Here is a 19,908-nt window from a genome sequence, read left to right as displayed (position 1 = left end):
ACTACATTCCCAATGCATGAATATCAGCCTGCGCTCTGTTGAAGTCATCCATACGTCCTATGTCTAACCAATACTCATGAATAGGAAACATTAGGACTTTTTCTCTTTCTTTCATATGCTGCTCTAACAGAGTCGGCATATCAATATTATAGTTTTTTGGGACAGAGTTTATAATTCGAGGAGATACCACGTAAATACCAGCATTAACAAAGAATCGTTGAACGGGCTTTTCAACCATACTTGTGATTTTATTACCTTCTCCATTAATTACACCATAAGGGATTTGATAGTCATACTCTCGAACACACATAGTTGCGTCTGCATCATTTTCTAAATGAAACTCTAGTAAACGATTAAAGTCTACTTTGGTTAACACATCCCCATTAATCATAATAATTGGCAACTCTTTAGGAAGGTCATCTGGCAACAACCCTAAAGCTCCCCCTGTACCTAAAGGCTGCTCCTCATGAACATATCGAATAGAGACTCCATACTCATCGCCATTACCAAAGTGATCTTGGATTTGTTCTGGCATATAGTGTGTTGATATATAGAAGTTCACAAAACCAGCCTTAATAAAACTTCGTATAACTGTTTCCAAAATAGGCTTATCACCAATTTTGAGCATTGGTTTAGGGCAAGTATCAGTTAAAGGGCGCAGACGAGTTCCAAACCCCCCAGCCATGATAAAGACAGGGTTAGCTAGCTCGGGGTGGCTAAGTGCATGTTGAAGTGTCTCTAAACCAACAACGACTCCGTTATCATCAACTAACGGTATGGATAAAATCTCTTTAGACTCCATTACCGCAATCAGATCATCGCAAGGCGTTCCCAACTTTGCGACGATGGGCTGTTTATTCATCACCTCAACTACTTCCGTTGTTAAAGGAAGATTTTCAAGCAGCCCTCTTCGTATATCGCCATCGGTCAGCACACCTAGTAGCTTCTTATCTTCGTCAACCACAACGGCAATTCTTAATGCTTCTGTATTGATCACTTTCAGAGCTTCGATCAACGTTGTTGATGGCTGAATTAGAATTTTTTTCCAACTATGGCTCATATAATTACCTAGAGTTATTTTTACTCGTTATTTATCTGTATCATAAAACGATTTTCGAGTCAGCCCTTTCAAATCTAACGATTTGATAATCTCGATGACCTTACCAGAGCTATTTCCATCACCATATGGGTTAATAACATTAGGCAATAATCGAATAAAATCATCCGAGTATACTTTGTCTAAGGCAAGTAAGAGCTCATCGGTACTCGCATCAATATTAATCGTGCTATCAGCAATGACACGACCTTTCTGCCTATCACCGATATTAATCGTCGCTGTTTTAAAAGAAGGAACTTCCCAAATTCCACTCGAAGAGTTCCCAATCACCGCATCAACAAATTGTAAGGCCGATAAATAACGAAGCTGTCCAAGAGAAGAAAAAACGATGGCTTTATCTGTATTCTGAGCGCAGTATTCATCAATTAATTGATTTATCGCTCTTCCGCCTACATCTGCATTCGATTTCGTAAATATAATAAGTGTATCTTCTTGGCAATCGAGTGCTGACAATATCTCTTCAAAGTCAGCCAGAGTCTCTTCAATTGAGTTTGAAGTTACTGGATGGTAAGTAAAAAGTAAGTTTTTCTTCTTCAACTGACAGTCAATAGAATCTTCAAACTCGTCTCTCCCTAACAAGTTCATACTTAGGAGGTTATCTAAACCGATCTCTCCTACAGTGAAAACTGTACTAGGTTGCTCTCCCATTTGAACAACGCGATTTGAATATTCTTCCATTGCAGTGAAGTGAACATTTGAGAGCTTAGTCAAAGCATGACGAATTTGATCGTCAATCGCACCTTCGGTTAACTCACCTCCACTGACATGAGCTATGGGTATCCGTGCAATATTAGCTGCAGACGCTATCGGAAGTAATTCATAACGATCACCAACAATAATCAAAATATCAGGTTTGAGTTCATCAAATGCTTCTGCGAAGCTAATTTGAGCTAACCCCATAGCCTTACTAACACCAACAGGGGAATCTGAAGACAGTAATATCTCAATCTTTTTTGATACTTCAAAACCATCCGCTTCAATTTGATTCTGGGTATAACCAAATTCATGCGACAAATGGCTTCCAGTCGATATTAGCTGGAGCTCTAAATCAGAATCTAACTGAATTCTACGGAGTAAACATCTTAGCGCTCCGTATTCAGCTCGAGTTCCCGTGACCACACAAATCTTTTTTATCATATAAGTTCTCCAACTTTATATGACTTGCGAGCTGGAGTACCAATCACTTCATTCCAACGGCTAGGCGCTAAACCGCCACCTGGCCTCATGATAGAGAGCATGTCTTCAGTAATTGCTGTTCCTTCCATAATATCAACAGCGGCTACAATGCTCTTCCTTACTATCTTTCGATTTTCTTTCTCGATCACAGTAGGTATCTTAAAACCATGCCCCAAAGCGACATCAACATTTCGTATCGCTCGAACCATAGCTGTTAGCTGTTCAGGACTAAGGCTTGCTTTATGATCCGGGCCGGACATGTTCTGATCAAGCGTAAAGTGCTTTTCAATGATAGATGCGCCTAGCGCAACTGCAGCCACAGGTACTTCAATTCCCAACGTATGATCTGAATAACCGACTTGGATACCTGGAAAAGCCTGTTCTAATGTCTTCATCGCTTTCAAGTTTACATCTTCGGGTGCCGTCGGGTAATCGGTAGTCGCATGTAAAACTGTAATTTCAGATAGCAATAACCCTCCTTCAACTAAAACACTTAGGGCTTGCTCTACTTCTGCTAGATAGCTCATTCCAGTAGAAAGAATGACTGGCTTTTTAAATTGTGCAATATGGCGAAGAAAAGGAATGTTTGTTAACTCTCCAGAACCAATTTTGAAAACATCTTGCAAGCCATCTAAAAAGGTTGCGCTTTGCTCTTCATCTGGAGTCGACATGAATGTAATTGCTTTATTATCACAGTAGTCTTTTAGCTCAAAGAAATCATCATAGCTAAGCTCAAGGCGCTTTAGCATTTGAAATTGAGATTCCTCGACTTGAGTATTCTCAATTTGATACTCTGCCATTTTTGCATCTTCTGTAACGAGCAGCTCGGTTTTCCAAGTTTGAAATTTAACAGCATCAACTCCAGCTTCAGCTGCTACGTCAATCAACCGTTTTGCCAATTGAATATCGCCATTATGGTTAACACCGGCTTCTGCGATAATAAAAGTCTTGTTTGTCATAGTTACCTCTAAGCTCGGTATAACTGGAATAGTTTCGGAGTAGTAGAATCTTTACTTTGGTCAATCCATATTTGATTCAACATCTGGCGTTTTTCGGGCAAAAAATCCAACCCTGCAATATAAAATGGCATCGTTAAAGATGAGAATTTCGACTTAAACTTGAACAAACTGTCGTCAGGAGAAGATGTTCGACCTCCACCTAGCATCATGTAACGACAACCTTGGCTTTTAGCATGCTCAAAAGCGGCATCAAGTAGCAAATAATTGCCATTTTCCTTGGCGATATCCTGATTATTAGCAGACAAGTGGTAGTGCGCGAGTTCTTTACCGCACATGAAAAAGCCCACTGAAGCATATGTACTTTCTTTCTTTGTGGCGAGTAAAGACACACCATCTAAAGCATTCAAATCATTGAAGTAGTTTTCTTGGAAGTAAAAAAAGTCACTGGCTGAGTTTTTCTTCATTGTTTCGTAGTACATCTCCATAAAATCAGAGAGTTGTACTGATGTTGTATCGACAGATAAGTTTTTCTCAGCTCTCTTAACGATGTTTCTTGTTGTTTTTGAGTATGATTTTCGGCGCTCTTCTGTGTTCTTTTCAAGGTCAACAATAACGACTTGGCGCTCAGGATAATGCATGTCAAATAACGACGGCATTTCACCGACAGTATTAAAAGGGTGAAAACGGATGAACTCGCACACAATGTTCTGAGCTTTGCAATGCTCTCTGTAGGCACTAAATGCACGCTGTAAAAATAACGTATCTGAAGAGTTAGAAATTGGACCTCCGTAACCGTAAGGTGTTTCTAAGTCATACAACTCTTCAGCGATATCTTGCCCAGCAACACTTCGGATTGGACGTTTTAAAGCACTAAACCGAACATAAGAGCTATCCTCATCATACTGAAATTCAAAATGTTCACCATCGCCTTCATATAGCGCAGAGTATTCTCGCTGGTAGTATATGTCTGACGGCAAATCTGTAATGGTAATATTCGTCATCATTCAGCTCTAAGAATTGGAGTACTAGGTAAATTAACCAAATGCGCTTCAATAAACTCAGATTGAGTTAGATCACCACACATGGCATTTTCAAACATTGGTAAACGATGCATTAACTTCCAGATTGGGCGAGTCATGACACCGGCAGCATTCGTCTCCTGCAGTATATGTTCACGAAGTTCAACATCAGGACAAATAATGGCATTCAACCAATAGTTGGATTTAGCGTACTTGGGTTCGACAACAAACTTAATGTCAGTCCCTTCAAATAGACTTATATATTGATTAGCAAGACTGCGTTTTTGAATAAGGTAGTGCTCAATCACTTCTATTTGCGCACAACCAAGCGCAGCATTCAGATTTGGCATGCGGTAGTTAAAACCTGGCTCATCATGGAAAAATTCATAAGGATGAGGCACTTTCGCTGTCGTAGTGACATGCTTGGTTCGTGCTCCTAATTCTTGAGTTTTACATAGAACCATACCGCCACCACCAGTGGTAATGATTTTGTTGCCATTGAAGCTGACTGCACTAACATCACCAATAGTACCGGTGTGCTTACCTTTGTAGAAAGAACCTAGGCTTTCTGCTGCATCTTCCACTAGAACAAGATTCCATTTCAGGCAAACTGCGACCAGCTCATCGAGCTCTACAGGGTGACCAAAGGTATGCATAGGGACAACCGCTTTAATTCGTTTGCCTGTATTCTTGTGAATACACCCCGTCTTGGTTACTTCAGCATGCTCACTTAAGAATGCATCCACGGCTTTGGGGCATAGACCCAAGCTTACTGGCGAAACATCCACAAAAATAGGCTCGGCACCCATATGATAAAGAGCGTTACAAGTTGCAACGAAAGTCAGAGCTTGTGTAATAACAAGGTCTCCTCGTTGAACATCAGCCATGTACAAGGCCGCATGTAGTGCTGCAGTACCATTGACTGTCGCTACCGCTTTAACTGCACCTGTATATGCTTCAATCTTTCGCTCAAAGTCATCAACAAATTTGCCCACGCTAGAAACAAAAGTACTTTCAATCGTTTCCATAACATAGGCTTTTTCGTTGCCATTAAACGTTGGTGCGTGCAACGGAATGAATTCATTAGTTTTATAAGTATCTCTAACAAATTCAACAATAGATGTCGCTTTCATTACTTACTCCGCTTACATCTTACTATCGAGGTATTTACCCGTTTCTTTGTGCCCGAAATCAGGGATCATGGTAAAGAAGAGTTTTACAATTTGCTCCTTGGTCCAAGCTCGCTCGCCTTTCATCGCTAAAATGCTGCCTTCGAATAAGGTTAGTAATTCTTGGTCATAAAGTGGGTCGTTTTTAATGATTCCAAGATTTGCAAATCGAGACATGTCCAACTTTTCTTTATCCGTAAAAAACTCTTCAAAGTCTTTCTCACCCGTTGTATCACTCGCAGTGAACAAACATGGCCACTTTCCTTGTTCAGGAAGTGTATGAGCCAATTGTCGAGCTTCTTCTTCTGTTTCACACAAGTGAGGCTCATAGCCAAGTTGCTCTAAATATTTCACGGCAATATCAGCAAACGAAATGAGATGAAGTGCTTCACTCAACTTAGGAAAGAAAATGTCACGATTTTCACCAAAGATACACGACATTAGACATAGCTCACCTGACTCTTGAGGAGTTACGAAGTAACGCTTGATATCATTTGGAGCTACGATAGGTTGGCGCTTTTGAATACGCTGGTTGAAACCATGCAACAATGAACCATCCGAAAATGCAACATTGGCAAAGCGCGCTGTTGAGATAGCCATCTGCTCGCTTTTACGCATTAGGAACATCTCCATAATACGCTTTGATGCGCCCATCATATTGACTGGGTTCGCTGCTTTGTCTGTTGATACACAGAAATACTTCTTAGCGCCAGCATCAATAGATTGTTGAATGGTTTTATCTGTATTAAATACGTTTACATCGATCATTCGCATCAATGTATAAGGATCTTTCTCGCTTCTAACATGCTTAAGTGCTGATAGGTTCAACACATAATCAAACTTGCCATCTGCTTTGATAAACGCGTCATACTCTAGAGAACCAATATCTAAGGCAAATGTTTGGAAATCACCATCGATGTAGCCAAATGAGCTACGGATATCTCGAACCAGCTCCACCATGTTGTTTTCGCTAATATCAACAACATGCAGCTTCTTCGGGTTACGTTTGAAAATTTCTTTGGTTACAGATTGGCCAATTGAACCTGCACCGCCAAGCACAAGGAAGCGAGATTCAGAAACGATTCGTGATAACTCAGATTCATTACTAGAGATATCTTTAGGAAAAAGGGATTCGGTACGACCGATAAGGGGGAGAATGGCATTCATATTAATATCTATACTCTAATAATTTATAATCTAAGTCGGCACACAAGCAAAAGCGTAACTAATCATCTACATTGACCTTGTCGTTAGTCATCTGACTAAACTCGGTACTGGTCCAAAAAATGTCGTTTTTCAAACGCTCTTTTTCAAAAGATCTTTTTAATCTTGACCAGTTACCTTGCTTCCAAGTATCGCCTTGTTGTTGATAGCACTTATCAAAATCTATAATCCATACCTTATCAGCACCGTCAATCAGAATATTATGGATATTCAAGTCAGTATGATTTACTTGTGCGGCATGCATTTTACGAATCTCGTTACCGATTTTCTGATACATAGTTTTAGTTAATGGTTTCTCTTTAAGGATAGCAACAAGATCTCGAGCATCTGCCACTTTTTCACTTAACAAATCCGCTCTATAAGTAAATCCGCTTTTTACAACACGTGCAGCAATTGGCCGTGGTACGTGGACATTAGACTCCCGAAGGTAATTAAGAAGCGTCAACTCTTGGAAACTTCTAGTGTTTTCTTCCCCATTAAACCAATAACTATCTTCAATTAGTTTACTAAACAATCCACCGCGTCGGTAGTGGCGTAATGCGGCTTGTACCGAATCTAATTGAACAAACCAAGTTGTTCCTCGCCCTAATGCACTGCCAACAATGCAACTTTTCTCTCGCCAATAGTCAGCATCAAACGCAAACTGCACTTGCTTTTCATCAATCACTGTTTGATCAAACCAAATTATCTGATTGTCGAGTCTAAGTGTTTGCATACAAGGATACCTGTCTTAATAGATCGTTTTATTTTACATTCCTAGGTCTCAACTGCATAATTCTTATTAATCATATCGATAGAGTTTGCTATATGTCTTTGTTCAAGTCCGCTCCAAAATCCCTTTGTGTCTTGCGCCTTTCTGCTATTGGCGATGTATGTAACACCATTGCAGCTATTCAGTCGATTCAGCGATACTGGCCCGAAACAAAGATAACTTGGATAACAGGCAAACTTGAATCTCAACTCCTTCAATCTATAGACAACGTAGAAGTCATAGTATTCGATAAAAAAGCAGGAATAAAAGGCTATATTCAGCTCTGGAAATCTTTGAAGGGTCGACAGTTTGATGCTCTCTTGCACATGCAATACGCCCTAAGAGCTAGCGTTGCGACCCTAGGCATCAACGCCAAATATAAATTAGGATTTGATGCTTTACGTAGCCAAGACTTTCAGACTTTATTCACCAATATAAAGGTTCCCTCCCCGACCACAATGCACGTTCTCGATGGTTTAATGGCTTTTACTCACACTTTAGGTGTGCCAAAAGCACGACCAACTTGGGCGTTAAGCTACAGCAAAGCAGACAAATTATGGGCACAAGAACAACTCTCCAGATCAAACAAAAAACTAGTTATTGTTCCTGCTGCGAGCAAAGGTTATAAGAATTGGACAGTGCAAGGTTACGTTGATGTCATTATCCATGCACGGCAATCAGGGTGGCATGTCACGTTAGCAGGAAGCCCTGCTAAAATTGAAGTCGAATTAGCTCAAGATATTCAAAAAAAATTAGGCGCACCTTGTCTAAACCTCGTTGGCAAAAGCAGCATACTTGAAATGTTAGCTCTCATTGACAACGCTACAATGGTAATAGCACCAGATACTGGACCGACTCATATGGCTAATGCTATGAGCACCCCAGTTATCGGTTTATATGCACACCATAACCCTGATAGAACTGGCCCATACAACTATCAACAGTATGTTGTTTCAGCGTATGAAGAAGCAATCCAAGCTGAGCATAATAAACCGTCAGATCAATTGGATTGGCGAACTCGTGTAAAAGATCCTCTTGCAATGCAGAAGATACCCAGTAAAAAAGTCATTGATATGTTTGAATCAGTGGCTAAAGATCTTCGTTTGTAATTGAAGCAAGCGAACCATAATTCCCATGGCTAAATATGGTGTGGTCCATATTTCTGTATAATTCGATATTTAACTAAATTTAGGTAATTACAGTGGCGAAACCAACCCTTGCAGTTGCACTTATTGTAAAAAATGAAACCAAGCACCTTCGAGATTGCTTAGAGACGGTTCACGGCTGGGTTGATGAAATTATCATTCTGGACTCAGGAAGCACGGACGATACTAAAGGTATAGCTCTTGAATATACTGACAAGTTCTTTGTAAATGAAGACTGGAAAGGGTTTGGTCGACAGCGTCAATTAGCTCAGCAACATGTGTCCTCTGACTTTGTACTTTGGTTAGATGCAGATGAACGGGTCACTCCAGAGCTAAAAAAAGAAATCATAGATGTTATAGAAAAAGCCCTACCAAAGACTGCCTACAAAATAAATCGACTAAGCGATGCATTTGGTAAAGTAATTCACCATTCCGGTTGGTCACCTGACTGGGTAGTTAGGCTCTATAATATAAAGGATGGCAAATACAATAGTGCACTCGTGCACGAGAAAGTGATTCTTGATAACGACATTACAGTTCAAAAACTCAATGGTCGATTACTCCACTTCACTTATGACAACCTGCATCACTATATCAATAAAACGACTGGTTACTTGAAAGCTTGGACAGACGAACGTGAAGGAAAGAAAAAAGCAGGCCTATCTACAGCTTTAATCCATGCGTTAGGTTGTTTCGTAAAAATGTATATCATTAAGCGAGGCTTTCTCGACGGGAAACATGGGTTTATTCTTGCTTGGTTAGCAACTCATTCAACTTTTATCAAATACATCGATTTGTATCTACGATCAGAGCAGAAAAAAAATGAAATGTAGTTTAATTATAACAACTTACAACTGGAAGGAAGCATTAAGTGCCGTTCTTGATAGTGTCACCATACAAAGCACACTACCAGATGAAGTCATAATTGCCGATGATGGTTCAAAAAAAGACACCGCAGAGTTAGTTAAACAATATCAAGGTTCTTTCCCGGTACCTCTTATTCATTCGTGGCACGAAGATAATGGCTTCCGTTTGTCCATGAGTCGAAATAGAGCAATAGCAAAAGCTTGCGGCGATTATATAATCATGATCGACGGCGATATTCTTCTTTCCCCAACATTTATTGAGTCACATGTTCAAGCGGCTAAAAAGCAACAATTTGTCCAAGGCGGTAGAGCTCTACTCGGTGAAGAAATCAGCGAAAGACTGATGCGAACAAAATCAATGCCAACACTATTTTCCGAAGATATTCGTAATCGTAAAAACTGCATATCAAACCCTTTTCTTGCGAGAATATTTTCCTATATCCGGAACAGTGATAAAGCAACTCGCGGATGTAACATGGCTTTCTGGAAATCAGATGTCATTGATGTAAATGGTTTTAATCAAGATTTTGTTGGTTGGGGAAGAGAAGACAGTGAATTTGTACACCGCATGCTCAATAAGGGTACTAATAGACTATATTTGAAATTTGCTGGGATTGGTTATCACCTTTACCACCCAGAAAACTCGCGAGGTTCTCTGCCCGAAAACGATGCTATTCTTGATAATACAGTCAATCAAAAACTTACTTTCTGTCAAAATGGAATCAACCAATTTATAAGTGAGAAAGGCTGTGACTAAAAAGGTTATCTACCCTGGAACATTCGACCCTATCACTAACGGTCACTTAGACATCATTGAGCGTGCTGCAAAAATGTTCGATGAAGTGCTAATTGGTGTGGCTGCTAGTCCTTCAAAAAAAACCATGTTCAGTTTGCCTGAGCGAGTAGAGTTAATAGAACAGGCAACGTCGCATATAAACAATACTTCTGTTGCCGGCTTTAGCGGTTTATTGGTGGACTTTGCTAAAGATCAAGATGCAAATATCTTGATTAGAGGCTTAAGAACAACAGTAGATTTTGAATATGAATTTGGTTTAACCAGTATGTATAGGAAGCTATTGCCAGGCATTGAAAGTGTATTTTTAACACCATCTGAAGAATATGCCTTTCTGTCATCAACTATAGTTCGAGAAGTCGCCATTCATGGTGGAGACATCAGTGGCTTTGTCCCGAATACAGTCAACACAGCTATAATCGACAAGGTTACGAAATGAGCCTGACAAAGTTTAAGTACTATGTAACTCATGGGCTGATATCAATCCTCCCTCCAGCTGTTTTTCGTTATAGAGCTAAAAAATTGCTCACCGATATTGAACAGAAAAGGCGTGAGGAAGTAATGAGTCGCGTTGACTATTACAACAAACTTACTCAACCCTTTGAACTAAATAACGAAGTACAAACTGTAAAAAACTTCAAGAAAACGGGGGGAAATACTTACTACTTCGATTTATTTAAAGTAATTAAAGGTTTTGACCCTGAAAATCGATTTTCGGTTTTAAACGGTGATATTAGGCACATACCCGAACAGCCAAGCTTTTTAAAAAGCCGACCAATTACAGGTAAAAATCAGAACTGTGTTGTTTTGAAATTGAATGCAATTCGTCACTTCCAATTTGTTGATGACAAATTAAGCTTTAGAGATAAAAAGGATATGGTGGCATGGAGAGGCGTCGGTTTTCAGCCTCACAGACAAGTAGTGATCAAACAATTTTACAATCACCCAATGTGTAATTTAGGCCAAACTCGCCCCCATGAAGGCCAACCTTGGGAAAAAGGTTTTATGTCTATTGAAGAACAACTTCAATACAAGTTTCTTTTGGCGATAGAAGGAAACGATGTAGCTACTAACCTAAAATGGTCGATGTCGTCAAACTCGCTAGTATTAATGTCTAAGCCAAAATATGAAACTTGGTTTATGGAAGGTCAACTCCTTGCTGGGCATCACTACGTAGAACTAAAAAACGACTATTCAGATCTTCCTGACAAAGTTGGGTACTTCATTGACCATCCAGAAGAAGCAGAGGCCATAATCCGAAACGCAAACAAATGGGTCGAACAATTTAAAGATACAAAGCAAGAGCGACTCATATCCTTACTTGTTGCTCAGAAGTACTTTGAAAAATCAGGACAATCGCTCTAAAAATTGCAGGGCCACCAAAATTCTTAGCTCTGGCACTCTTCACAAAAGAACGTATTCCTCTGCCCTATTTTTAACTCTTGGATTAGAGCTTCACAGTTAGGGCACTTTTCACCGGCTTTCCCATAGACTTGTAGCTCTTGGGCGAAATACCCCGGCTTGCCATCTGCTTGCGCGAAATCTTTTAAAGTGGTGCCACCTTGTTTGATAGCAGTGGCAAGTACCTCTTTAATCTCTTGAGTTAACAAGATCCACTCGGCTTGAGTTATCTTGTTAGCAGGACGAAGTGGATGAATTCTTGAAGAAAATAATGCTTCGTTGGCGTAGATGTTTCCCACGCCTACCACTACTTTGTTGTCCATAATGAACTGTTTGACGGCCACTTTTCGCTTTGCAGCTTTTTCAGCGATGTAGTCTGCGTTGAAGTCGTCAGTTAGCGGCTCAGGACCAGAGCCAAGTAGTACAGTATGTATCTCATCAGGCGCCGACCATAACCACGCACCAAAGCGACGCGGATCGTTGTAACGCAATATCTTGCCATTGGTTAACTTAAGATCCACGTGATCGTGTTTTGCTGGCGGGAAATCTGCGTCTAACACGCGCAGTGAACCAGACATCCCAAGGTGAACAATGGCTGTTCCGGTATCGGTTTCTATCAATAGGTACTTAGCTCGACGTGAAATAGAGCGAATCACCTGTCCTTCTAGTTGCTTAAGTTCTTGAGGGATATCCCAACGTAGTTTCGGTGTACGAAAAGTCAGAGTATTTATCTTCTCACCGACTAAATGAGGCGAGATCCCCATGCGGCTTACTTCAACTTCGGGTAATTCAGGCATAGTTAGTCGTCCGATTTAGGTAGTTTGTCTGATATAGATAGCTTGTCTGCTTTAAAGATATGGTCTGATTTAAATGAATCTTCTGAGCTAAAGCTTGGAAACAAGTAGCTCTCTTCAATAGACACCGCCAACCACTGATCATTCCAGTTTTTTAGCAGCCAGAACTGAGGAAGTTGATAATAGGTAATGCGTTGTGGTTCTTCTTGATCTTGATACCACACCTCGATGGTGTGCGGGGTATTCAGTTGTGGTGAGAGGTCGGTATAGGTTTGAGAATCGACTTCGGTGCCCACAAGTTCCTGCCATCGCTGCGACAACTCTTGCGCATTGGTAGTTTGAGGAAGTGTTGTATCTTTAAATTGATAAACCCAATGATCGTCTTCTAGCACAACGGACCAATTAGCAAAGTGCAAAGCTTGAAGCTCAGCTGCTGGATTTAAAAGAGAAGGATAAAAGCTGCTGACCGTAACTTCAGGTTCGGGCTCGATCAAATAAGCTTTGATCAATGTTGGAAGGTTTAACACCCCAATAAAAGCAATCACACTGAACATGAGTATGTTGTTCCATCGGCGTCCACGATATCTCATCTGATTCTGCTCATCTAACCTATTGAGTGTTCAGTATATCGTGAAAAAGGCGATACTTTCTATGTTGCGCTGTTTTCTATCACATAAGCCCATCGGCAAGTGTAACGTCTGTGCGGTAGGTGCCAAATTGAGCCAATGAAACTTACGCCTCTCAAAAACACTGAGTCTTCTCGAAAAAGCTTAAGCTTCTCAAAAAACCTCAGGTTTCTCAAAATACTGGGGCTTCCTAAATTTTGGGCATAAAAAAACCCAGCTATAAGCTGGGTTTTTAATTTATTCTTCTATAAAAGAAGAGACAAAGGGGCTATCAATTACTTGATTTTAGCTTCTTTGTACATAACGTGCTGGCGAACTACTGGATCAAACTTTTTGATCTCAAATTTGCCTGGCATGTTACGCTTGTTCTTGTCAGTTGTGTAGAAGTGACCAGTTCCAGCAGAAGATACTAGACGGATTTTCTCACGAATGCCTTTAGCCATTGCTTAATTCCTCTTAAACGTTTTCGCCACGTGCACGGATATCAACAAGAACAGCATCGATGCCTTTCTTATCAATAATACGCATGCCTTTAGCAGTTAGACGTAGTTTAACAAAACGTTTTTCGCTCTCTACCCAGAAACGGTGAGTTTGTAGGTTCGGCAGAAAACGACGCTTGGTAGCATTGCGTGCGTGTGAACGGTTATTACCCGTTACTGGACGCTTACCAGTTACTTGACATACTCGGGACATGAATGTCTCTCCAAATCGTTTCAGCTCGATATCAACCTTGGTGGCCGAACCTCTCTATCAATTCTGAAAATAGAGGTAAAAACCATAATGGAAAATCCATTCAAGGCTATCAAAGGTCGCGTATTATACTAACTTGACATGCATTGCTCAAGACCCGAACAGATCCTTTTTAAGGATTTCGTGATCTTTTTTTGAACAGGGCAGCTATTTGAGTAATCAGAGCTGATTTAAGGTTCTAAAATGTGGGCGGAATGATAGCAGATTTAACGCAACTAACAACCTAAAATGTGATTCAAATCCATCCGCGCTCTGCAAAAGAGATAACTTCGCCATCTCCAACCACAAAATGGTCGAGAATTCGGATGTCCACCAGCGCCAATGCGTCGGTTAATCTGCGTGTAATTCGCCTATCTGCTTGGCTTGGCTCCGCAACACCAGAAGGATGGTTGTGCGCTAGGATTAATGCTGCTGCATTATGATGAAGTGCCCGTTTCACTACTTCTCTAGGGTAAACTGATGCTGCATCGATGGTTCCTTCAAACATCACTTCATCCTTTATTACCCTGTTTTGATTATCTAAGAACAAGATATAGAAGGCTTCTCGCTGGCGATCACGCAATATACTCGAAAGATACAACTTGGTATGACTTGGACTGGTTAATGCGTCCCCTCGAGATAAAGTTTCGGCCAAATAACGTTGCGTCATCTCTAAAACGGCCTGCAACTGGACATATTTCGCCTGCCCCATCCCTTTATGAGCACAAAACTCAGTCTCGGTTGCAGAAAAAAGTTGGCGCAGCGAACCAAAATCTTTGATCAACTTGTCAGATAACTCTAAAACGTTCATCCCTTGTGTGCCGGTTCGAAGAAATATCGCTAACAACTCCGCATCACTTAAAGAGTCTGGCCCTCGACTCAGTAGTTTTTCTCTTGGCATCGACTCAACAGGCATCTTACTTATAGGCATATAAAGGCTATTTAGGGTCATTAATACGACCCGTCAGCTTAATGAGCTTGTCACCAGAGATCCTTTGATAAAGAGAAAAGGAAACGAGTCGCTAGCAAAACCGTGTAATTGATAGGTTTGATAACACCAACTTGATGAGCATCAAGTCTGTTCGAATTCTGCTTCTAGGCACTAATCCTTTGTTCTGATATCGTAAGTCCCAGAGAAATTAAGGAACAGAATCATGCAAACATTGGTTAATCAACTGAGTAACGCTGACCAACAAGGCCTAGCTGGAAAAAAAATCCTCCTTGGCATTAGTGGTGGTATCGCTGCGTATAAATGTGCCGAACTGACTCGACGCTTAATTGAACGTGGTGCGCAGGTACAAGTCGTCATGACGAATGCAGCCAAGGAGTTCATCACTCCTCTCACCATGCAAGCCGTCTCTGGAAGGCCAGTGTCTGATAGTTTGCTTGATCCTGCTGCTGAGGCTTCCATGGGGCACATTGAGCTCGCGAAATGGGCTGACCTCGTGTTATTAGCGCCAGCAACCGCAGATCTTATTGCGCGCATGACGGCGGGTATGGGCAACGACCTGCTGACCACGCTGCTTTTAGCAACCGATGCGCCAGTTGCGGTATCTCCGGCAATGAACCAACAGATGTACAGCCACCCAGCAACTCAAGAGAACATCGCGACGCTAAAACGTCGAGGCTGTGAAATCTGGGGCCCTGCCGCAGGCGAACAAGCGTGTGGTGATGTCGGCATGGGTCGCATGCTAGAACCAATGCAGCTCGTGCACCGTTGCGAAGACTTCTTCCAACCTAAGCCGCTTGCTGGCCGTTCGGTGTTGATTACTGCGGGTCCAACTCGTGAAGCCATCGACCCGGTGCGTTACATTACTAACCACAGCTCAGGCAAGATGGGCTATGCACTGGCTGAAGCGGCCGCGAAACAAGGCGCAACAGTGACTCTAATCAGTGGCCCTGTCTCATTAGCGACGCCAAACCAGGTTAATCGTATTGATGTCGACAGCGCACAACAGATGTTTGATGCTGTGAGTACCAATGCAGCTCAACACGATATATTCATTAGCTGCGCTGCAGTAGCCGACTATCGTCCACTGTCCATTGCAGACCAAAAGCTTAAAAAGGTCGATGGTAAAGACGACATGACCATTCAAATGGTTAAGAACCCAGACATTGTCGCTTCTGTTGCCTCAATGACAGAAGGCCGTCCATTTACTGTCGGCTTCGCTGCAGAAACTCAAGATGTTGAGAAGTACGCGCGCGGCAAACTGGAAAGAAAGAACCTCGATATGATTTGTGCTAACGATGTCTCTGTCGAAGGCCAAGGCTTCAATAGCAGCAGTAATGAATTGCACCTTTATTGGAAAGACGGTGATAAATCTCTGCCACTGGATAGCAAAGACACACTTGGTTTCCAGATCCTCGATCAGATCCAACAGCTTATTGGTGCATAAACGCACAAATTTGCTCTGACAATCTGCTGACACCTCTCGATTCTGTTGACCTAGGGCTCACAAAACTAGGAAACAGAATTGAATGGTGTTTATAATCCTGCTTCACTCAATCCTCATCTTTAGGAAAGGAAGTAAATAGATGGCTGGTACTCGAAAATCAAACCGTCGTGAAGAAATCCTACAAGCTCTCGCACAAATGTTGGAATCGACCGAAGGTGCTTCTCGTATCACAACGGTAAAGTTGGCCAAGCAAGTCGGCGTATCTGAAGCTGCGCTCTACCGCCACTTCCCAAGCAAAGCTCGCATGTTTGAAGGCCTGATCGAGTTCATTGAAGAAGCGTTGATGTCTCGAATCAACCGTATTCTCGATGAAGAAAAAGACACTCTTGAGCGTATCCGCCTCGTGATGCAACTTATCTTAGTCTTTTCTGAGCGCAACCCTGGTTTGACTCGTATTTTGTCGGGCCATGCCCTAATGTTTGAGAATGAGCGCCTGCGTGAACGCATCAATCAGCTTTTTGAGCGTATTGAGACTCAACTTCGCCAGATCTTACGTGAAAGGAAGCTTCGTGAAGGGAAATCGTTCCCTGTTGATGAGAAGATCTTAGCGGCTCAACTGCTCGGTCAGGTTGAAGGCAGTCTGAATCGATTTGTTCGCTCTGATTTCAAATATCAACCGACAGAAAACTTTGATGCTTATTGGGCACTGCTGAGCGCTCAGATTAAGTAGCAATCAAATTCAGTAGCAATCAAATCTTAAGTGATGGTTATGACGACGAAAACTTCTCCGACAAACAGCACGGCACAACACGTTATTACTAAGCCACCTTTTACTCTGGCACTGCTCCACCCTAAATACTGGGGAGTGTGGTTCGGTTTTGGGCTATTGGCGCTTATCGTTAATGTTCTCCCTTACCGTATATTATTACTGCTAGGTCGTTCATTGGGCTCTCTTGGGGCTCGCTATGGTAAAAAGCGCGTAGCGGTCGCAACACGTAACTTGGAACTCGCCTTCCCAGACAAGCCTGCAGATGAAGTCGCTGCCATGGTCAGTGAGAACTTTAAGAATACTGGTATGGCGCTGATCGAAACCGGCATTACATGGTTCTGGCCAACGTGGCGTTTCAAGCGAATCCTTGTCGATAAAGACACTCAAGCACTGCGTACGCACAAAGCCAACGGTAAAGGTGTTCTTCTATGCTGTGTGCATGCCTTGAACTTAGAGATCACTGCGCGAGCAATGGCCGTTCTTGGTATTTCTGGTTTAGGGGTTTATCGCCCGCACAACAACCCAGCTTATGAATTCATTCAATACCGTGGTCGTACTCAGAACGGCAACCGCCTTATCCACCGTAAAGACGTGAAGCGTATGATTCGAATCCTGCGTCAGGGTGAGATCCTTTTCTACCTGCCGGATCATGACTACGGCCGCAACAAGTCTGTGTTTGTGCCTTTCTTCGCTGTAGAAGATGCGTGTACCACAACAGGCACCAGTATTCTGGCTTACACTAGCCGATGCGCTCTTGTTCCGGGTTCAGGGTTTAGGAATGCCGATGGTAAGTATGAAATCATGGCGGATGAGTCAATCGAAGATGACTATCCACGCAAAGATGAAAAAGCCGCAGCCGCTTATCTAAACCGCTATCTTGAGAAAATTATCTTACGAGCACCAGAACAATGGATGTGGCTACACAAGCGCTTCAAAACAATGGAAGACCCAGAAGTTGAGCGCGGCATTCGTTACAAATAGAGTAGCCGTTATAAATAGAGTAGCCGGCGCCTATCTTCAGATAAGAAAGCAGCTCACCTCATAGAAAAGTAAAAGGCCCGAAAGAGTTATCTCTCGGGCCTTTTTGCTTTTTCGATTCTTAACCTAGAGCGCTAAACCATCAGGTTCAACTTCTTCAGTTTACGAACTAAATACCATATTGAGCGCGGTACGCTTTTACTGACTCAAGATGTGCTGCGTCTGTGCCTTTCTCTTCAAGGAAAGTCACCAGATCAGTCAGGCTAACGATTGAGATAATCGCACAACCGAAGTCACGTTCAACTTCTTGAATCGCAGACAGCTCGCCTTTGCCTTTCTCTTGACGGTCAATAGCAACCAGAACACCCGCTAAGTCAGCGCCGTTTGCTTGGATGATTTCCATCGACTCACGGATCGCAGTACCTGCAGTGATCACGTCATCCACTAGCATGATACGACCTTCAAGTTCGCTACCCACTAGGTTGCCACCTTCACCGTGGTTCTTCGCTTCTTTACGGTTGAAACAGTAAGGCGTGTCCACATCGTGGTGATCAGCAAGTGCAACCGCTGTTGTCGTTGCAATTGGGATACCTTTGTACGCAGGGCCAAATAGTACGTCGAACTCAATACCTGAATCTGCCAATGCTGCTGCGTAGAAGCGACCTAAGCGTGCTAGGTCACGACCTGTATTAAACAATCCAGCATTGAAGAAGTAAGGGCTCTTACGGCCAGACTTTAAAGTAAACTCACCAAACTTAAGTACTTCTTTCTCTAGTGCAAATTCAATAAATTCACGTTGATATGCTTTCATGTTTTTCCTCTACGTTTATTCAATAAAACTTAATTAACTTAAACTCTTCTTAGTATCTTCTAAGTAGTCGTGCTTTCCGCTAGGCAACAAGCTTGCGAACCTCGTGAGCTTACGAGTAGTAAGTGATTCGGGTGAGCAAGCGCAGTTAACAACGCGGAGGGCGCGAATACGACGAAGATAAAAAAATAGCCCCCGATGTGGGAGCTATCTAAAAACTAGTCGGCCAACGCAGCTTTCTGCGCTTCGACGATATCGGTAATGCCCTTATTCGCCAGGGCTAAAAGCTGCATCAGCTCTTCGTGGCTGAACGGTTCGCCTTCTGCGGTGCCTTGAATCTCAATCATCTTACCGTCTTCCGTCATTACAACGTTCATGTCGGTATCAGCTGCTGAGTCTTCAACGTACTCAAGGTCACACAGTGCTTGTGCACCAACGATGCCCACTGAAACTGCCGCTACGTGGCCTTTCATTGGGTTCTTTTTCAGTTTGCCGCTTGCTAGTAGGCTGTTGATAGCATCAGCCATTGCAACGCTTGCACCTGAGATAGAAGCAGTACGAGTACCGCCGTCTGCTTGGATAACATCACAATCGACAGTGATCATGATTTCACCCATTACTTTCAGGTCAACAACAGCACGTAGGCTACGCGCGATCAGACGTTGGATTTCCATCGTACGACCACCTTGCTTACCGCTCGCCGCTTCACGACGGTTACGAGTGTGTGTTGCTCGTGGAAGCATACCGTATTCAGCGGTTACCCAACCCTTTCCTTGGCCTTTTAACCAACGCGGCACGTTTTCTTCTACCGTCGCATTACATAGAACTTTAGTGTTGCCGAACTCAACTAATACAGAACCTTCAGCATAAGCTGTGTAGTTACGAGTAATTTTAATTGGACGAATTTGATCTACAGCGCGGTCATTTGGACGCATTGGTATCTACCTTATTAACAGTCTGAAGTGATTTACTATCGAAAGAGTGCATCACCTAAGAAAGGGGTGAGACAGTTTTGATTGGGGCAAGATTATATAGCAGTTTATCTTTCAAATCTATTTACCATTCAAAGCGACTTACGACTTAAGGAGACTTACGACTCAAAGGTACTTACCGTGAAAGGCTATTTATCGCGGAAAAGAGACAAGCTTCGGGTGCACCCCGTATCGTGATACTATGCGTGCGCGTTAT

The 19,908-nt window shown here is 42.3% G+C and carries 22 protein-coding genes; 8 read left to right on the top strand and 14 right to left on the bottom strand.

Features of this window, described 5'->3' with window-relative positions:
* Nucleotide 1: 1 nt before the first annotated feature.
* The 7 genes from DUN60_RS15320 to DUN60_RS15290 are packed head-to-tail and all read right to left on the bottom strand — an operon-like array spanning nt 2 to nt 7,379.
* Complete coding sequence (locus DUN60_RS15320; RefSeq protein WP_102449543.1) at nt 2-1,060, bottom strand: nucleotidyltransferase family protein; 1,059 nt, start codon at nt 1,058-1,060, stop codon at nt 2-4.
* 27 nt (nt 1,061-1,087) lie between these two features.
* Complete coding sequence (gene neuC / locus DUN60_RS15315; protein WP_102449575.1) at nt 1,088-2,251, bottom strand: UDP-N-acetylglucosamine 2-epimerase; 1,164 nt, start codon at nt 2,249-2,251, stop codon at nt 1,088-1,090.
* Nucleotides 2,251-3,252 (bottom strand): N-acetylneuraminate synthase, encoded by a 1,002-nt coding sequence (gene neuB, locus DUN60_RS15310; RefSeq protein ID WP_114634211.1) that lies wholly within the window; start codon nt 3,250-3,252, stop codon nt 2,251-2,253. The genes neuC and neuB overlap by 1 nt, the downstream gene beginning before the upstream one ends.
* 8 nt (nt 3,253-3,260) lie before the next feature.
* Nucleotides 3,261-4,253, bottom strand: a complete 993-nt coding sequence (locus DUN60_RS15305; RefSeq protein WP_114634210.1) for a GNAT family N-acetyltransferase — start codon at nt 4,251-4,253, stop codon at nt 3,261-3,263.
* Nucleotides 4,253-5,404: a LegC family aminotransferase gene (locus DUN60_RS15300; RefSeq protein ID WP_114634209.1), complete on the bottom strand. Its 1,152-nt coding sequence runs from the start codon at nt 5,402-5,404 to the stop codon at nt 4,253-4,255. The genes DUN60_RS15305 and DUN60_RS15300 overlap by 1 nt, the downstream gene beginning before the upstream one ends.
* 12 nt (nt 5,405-5,416) lie before the next feature.
* Nucleotides 5,417-6,607, bottom strand: coding sequence for a UDP-N-acetylglucosamine 4,6-dehydratase (locus DUN60_RS15295; RefSeq protein ID WP_114634208.1), 1,191 nt, complete (start codon nt 6,605-6,607; stop codon nt 5,417-5,419).
* A 58-nt stretch (nt 6,608-6,665) separates the two neighbouring features.
* On the bottom strand, nt 6,666-7,379 hold the full coding sequence (locus tag DUN60_RS15290) for a 3-deoxy-D-manno-octulosonic acid kinase (RefSeq protein WP_114634207.1): 714 nt from the start codon (nt 7,377-7,379) through the stop codon (nt 6,666-6,668).
* Nucleotides 7,380-7,471: 92 nt separating this feature from the next.
* On the opposite strand from DUN60_RS15290, the gene DUN60_RS15285 reads away from it, so the two are divergent.
* The 5 genes from DUN60_RS15285 (at nt 7,472) to DUN60_RS15265 (ending at nt 11,584) form a co-directional block, all read left to right on the top strand.
* Nucleotides 7,472-8,524 (top strand): glycosyltransferase family 9 protein, encoded by a 1,053-nt coding sequence (locus tag DUN60_RS15285; protein WP_114634206.1) that lies wholly within the window; start codon nt 7,472-7,474, stop codon nt 8,522-8,524.
* 92 nt (nt 8,525-8,616) lie between these two features.
* Nucleotides 8,617-9,393, top strand: coding sequence for a glycosyltransferase family 2 protein (locus DUN60_RS15280; protein ID WP_114634205.1), 777 nt, complete (start codon nt 8,617-8,619; stop codon nt 9,391-9,393).
* Nucleotides 9,383-10,183, top strand: coding sequence for a glycosyltransferase family 2 protein (locus DUN60_RS15275; RefSeq protein WP_114634204.1), 801 nt, complete (start codon nt 9,383-9,385; stop codon nt 10,181-10,183). The genes DUN60_RS15280 and DUN60_RS15275 overlap by 11 nt, the downstream gene beginning before the upstream one ends.
* Nucleotides 10,176-10,658 (top strand): pantetheine-phosphate adenylyltransferase, encoded by a 483-nt coding sequence (gene coaD, locus DUN60_RS15270; protein WP_114634203.1) that lies wholly within the window; start codon nt 10,176-10,178, stop codon nt 10,656-10,658. Before DUN60_RS15275 ends, coaD begins: the two co-directional genes overlap by 8 nt.
* Nucleotides 10,655-11,584: a glycosyl transferase family 90 gene (locus DUN60_RS15265; RefSeq protein ID WP_114634202.1), complete on the top strand. Its 930-nt coding sequence runs from the start codon at nt 10,655-10,657 to the stop codon at nt 11,582-11,584. The genes coaD and DUN60_RS15265 overlap by 4 nt, the downstream gene beginning before the upstream one ends.
* Nucleotides 11,585-11,607: 23 nt before the next feature.
* On the opposite strand, the gene mutM is transcribed toward DUN60_RS15265, so the two are convergent.
* The 5 genes from mutM to radC all read right to left on the bottom strand — a co-directional run bounded on the left by mutM (nt 11,608) and on the right by radC (nt 14,700).
* Nucleotides 11,608-12,417 carry a bifunctional DNA-formamidopyrimidine glycosylase/DNA-(apurinic or apyrimidinic site) lyase gene (gene mutM / locus DUN60_RS15260; protein ID WP_114634201.1) on the bottom strand — a complete coding sequence of 270 codons (810 nt, stop codon included), beginning with the start codon at nt 12,415-12,417 and terminating at the stop codon, nt 11,608-11,610.
* 2 nt (nt 12,418-12,419) lie between these two features.
* Nucleotides 12,420-13,004 (bottom strand): hypothetical protein, encoded by a 585-nt coding sequence (locus tag DUN60_RS15255; protein WP_081280019.1) that lies wholly within the window; start codon nt 13,002-13,004, stop codon nt 12,420-12,422.
* A 311-nt stretch (nt 13,005-13,315) separates the two neighbouring features.
* On the bottom strand, nt 13,316-13,483 hold the full coding sequence (gene rpmG / locus DUN60_RS15250; RefSeq protein WP_002535344.1) for a 50S ribosomal protein L33: 168 nt from the start codon (nt 13,481-13,483) through the stop codon (nt 13,316-13,318).
* Between the two features lie 13 nt (nt 13,484-13,496).
* Nucleotides 13,497-13,733, bottom strand: coding sequence for a 50S ribosomal protein L28 (gene rpmB / locus DUN60_RS15245; RefSeq protein ID WP_004728407.1), 237 nt, complete (start codon nt 13,731-13,733; stop codon nt 13,497-13,499).
* 292 nt (nt 13,734-14,025) lie between these two features.
* A complete protein-coding gene (gene radC / locus DUN60_RS15240) occupies nt 14,026-14,700 on the bottom strand; it encodes a RadC family protein (protein ID WP_026012282.1) in 675 nt (224 codons plus the stop codon).
* Nucleotides 14,701-14,923: 223 nt separating this feature from the next.
* Between radC and coaBC the strand changes: the two genes are divergently transcribed.
* From coaBC to lpxL, 3 genes are all read left to right on the top strand, one after another.
* Nucleotides 14,924-16,165, top strand: coding sequence for a bifunctional phosphopantothenoylcysteine decarboxylase/phosphopantothenate--cysteine ligase CoaBC (gene coaBC, locus DUN60_RS15235; RefSeq protein WP_114634200.1), 1,242 nt, complete (start codon nt 14,924-14,926; stop codon nt 16,163-16,165).
* Between the two features lie 139 nt (nt 16,166-16,304).
* Nucleotides 16,305-16,895, top strand: a complete 591-nt coding sequence (gene slmA, locus DUN60_RS15230) for a nucleoid occlusion factor SlmA (protein WP_016768952.1) — start codon at nt 16,305-16,307, stop codon at nt 16,893-16,895.
* A 39-nt stretch (nt 16,896-16,934) separates the two neighbouring features.
* Nucleotides 16,935-17,915 carry an LpxL/LpxP family Kdo(2)-lipid IV(A) lauroyl/palmitoleoyl acyltransferase gene (lpxL, locus tag DUN60_RS15225; protein ID WP_114634199.1) on the top strand — a complete coding sequence of 327 codons (981 nt, stop codon included), beginning with the start codon at nt 16,935-16,937 and terminating at the stop codon, nt 17,913-17,915.
* Between the two features lie 166 nt (nt 17,916-18,081).
* Here lpxL and pyrE read toward each other — a convergent pair whose 3' ends face one another.
* Nucleotides 18,082-18,723, bottom strand: a complete 642-nt coding sequence (gene pyrE, locus DUN60_RS15220; protein WP_004735727.1) for an orotate phosphoribosyltransferase — start codon at nt 18,721-18,723, stop codon at nt 18,082-18,084.
* A gap of 215 nt (nt 18,724-18,938) precedes the next feature.
* Entirely contained in the window at nt 18,939-19,655 is a 717-nt protein-coding gene (gene rph, locus DUN60_RS15215; protein WP_004735726.1) for a ribonuclease PH, read from the bottom strand.
* Between the last annotated feature and the right edge of the window lie 253 nt (nt 19,656-19,908).

Source organism: Vibrio splendidus (genome assembly GCF_003345295.1).
GTDB classification, from domain to species: Bacteria; Pseudomonadota; Gammaproteobacteria; order Enterobacterales; family Vibrionaceae; genus Vibrio; species Vibrio splendidus_K.
The sequence above is the reverse complement of the archived record's forward strand: the minus strand, read 5'-3'. Positions and strand labels throughout refer to the sequence as shown.

Bases quoted from the DNA above. Each gene is read 5' to 3' on its own strand.
- DUN60_RS15320 (WP_102449543.1), bottom strand. From the start codon at position 1,060: ATGAGCCATAGTTGGAAAAAAATTCTAATTCAGCCATCAACAACGTTG.
- neuB (WP_114634211.1), bottom strand. From the start codon at position 3,252: ATGACAAACAAGACTTTTATTATCGCAGAAGCCGGTGTTAACCATAAT.
- DUN60_RS15305 (WP_114634210.1), bottom strand. From the start codon at position 4,253: ATGACGAATATTACCATTACAGATTTGCCGTCAGACATATACTACCAG.
- DUN60_RS15300 (WP_114634209.1), bottom strand. From the start codon at position 5,404: ATGAAAGCGACATCTATTGTTGAATTTGTTAGAGATACTTATAAAACT.
- DUN60_RS15295 (WP_114634208.1), bottom strand. From the start codon at position 6,607: ATGAATGCCATTCTCCCCCTTATCGGTCGTACCGAATCCCTTTTTCCT.
- DUN60_RS15290 (WP_114634207.1), bottom strand. From the start codon at position 7,379: ATGCAAACACTTAGACTCGACAATCAGATAATTTGGTTTGATCAAACA.
- DUN60_RS15285 (WP_114634206.1), top strand. From the start codon at position 7,472: ATGTCTTTGTTCAAGTCCGCTCCAAAATCCCTTTGTGTCTTGCGCCTT.
- DUN60_RS15275 (WP_114634204.1), top strand. From the start codon at position 9,383: ATGAAATGTAGTTTAATTATAACAACTTACAACTGGAAGGAAGCATTA.
- DUN60_RS15265 (WP_114634202.1), top strand. From the start codon at position 10,655: ATGAGCCTGACAAAGTTTAAGTACTATGTAACTCATGGGCTGATATCA.
- mutM (WP_114634201.1), bottom strand. From the start codon at position 12,417: ATGCCTGAATTACCCGAAGTTGAAGTAAGCCGCATGGGGATCTCGCCT.
- DUN60_RS15255 (WP_081280019.1), bottom strand. From the start codon at position 13,004: ATGAGATATCGTGGACGCCGATGGAACAACATACTCATGTTCAGTGTG.
- rpmG (WP_002535344.1), bottom strand. From the start codon at position 13,483: ATGGCTAAAGGCATTCGTGAGAAAATCCGTCTAGTATCTTCTGCTGGA.
- rpmB (WP_004728407.1), bottom strand. From the start codon at position 13,733: ATGTCCCGAGTATGTCAAGTAACTGGTAAGCGTCCAGTAACGGGTAAT.
- radC (WP_026012282.1), bottom strand. From the start codon at position 14,700: ATGCCTATAAGTAAGATGCCTGTTGAGTCGATGCCAAGAGAAAAACTA.
- coaBC (WP_114634200.1), top strand. From the start codon at position 14,924: ATGCAAACATTGGTTAATCAACTGAGTAACGCTGACCAACAAGGCCTA.
- slmA (WP_016768952.1), top strand. From the start codon at position 16,305: ATGGCTGGTACTCGAAAATCAAACCGTCGTGAAGAAATCCTACAAGCT.
- lpxL (WP_114634199.1), top strand. From the start codon at position 16,935: ATGACGACGAAAACTTCTCCGACAAACAGCACGGCACAACACGTTATT.
- pyrE (WP_004735727.1), bottom strand. From the start codon at position 18,723: ATGAAAGCATATCAACGTGAATTTATTGAATTTGCACTAGAGAAAGAA.
- rph (WP_004735726.1), bottom strand. From the start codon at position 19,655: ATGCGTCCAAATGACCGCGCTGTAGATCAAATTCGTCCAATTAAAATT.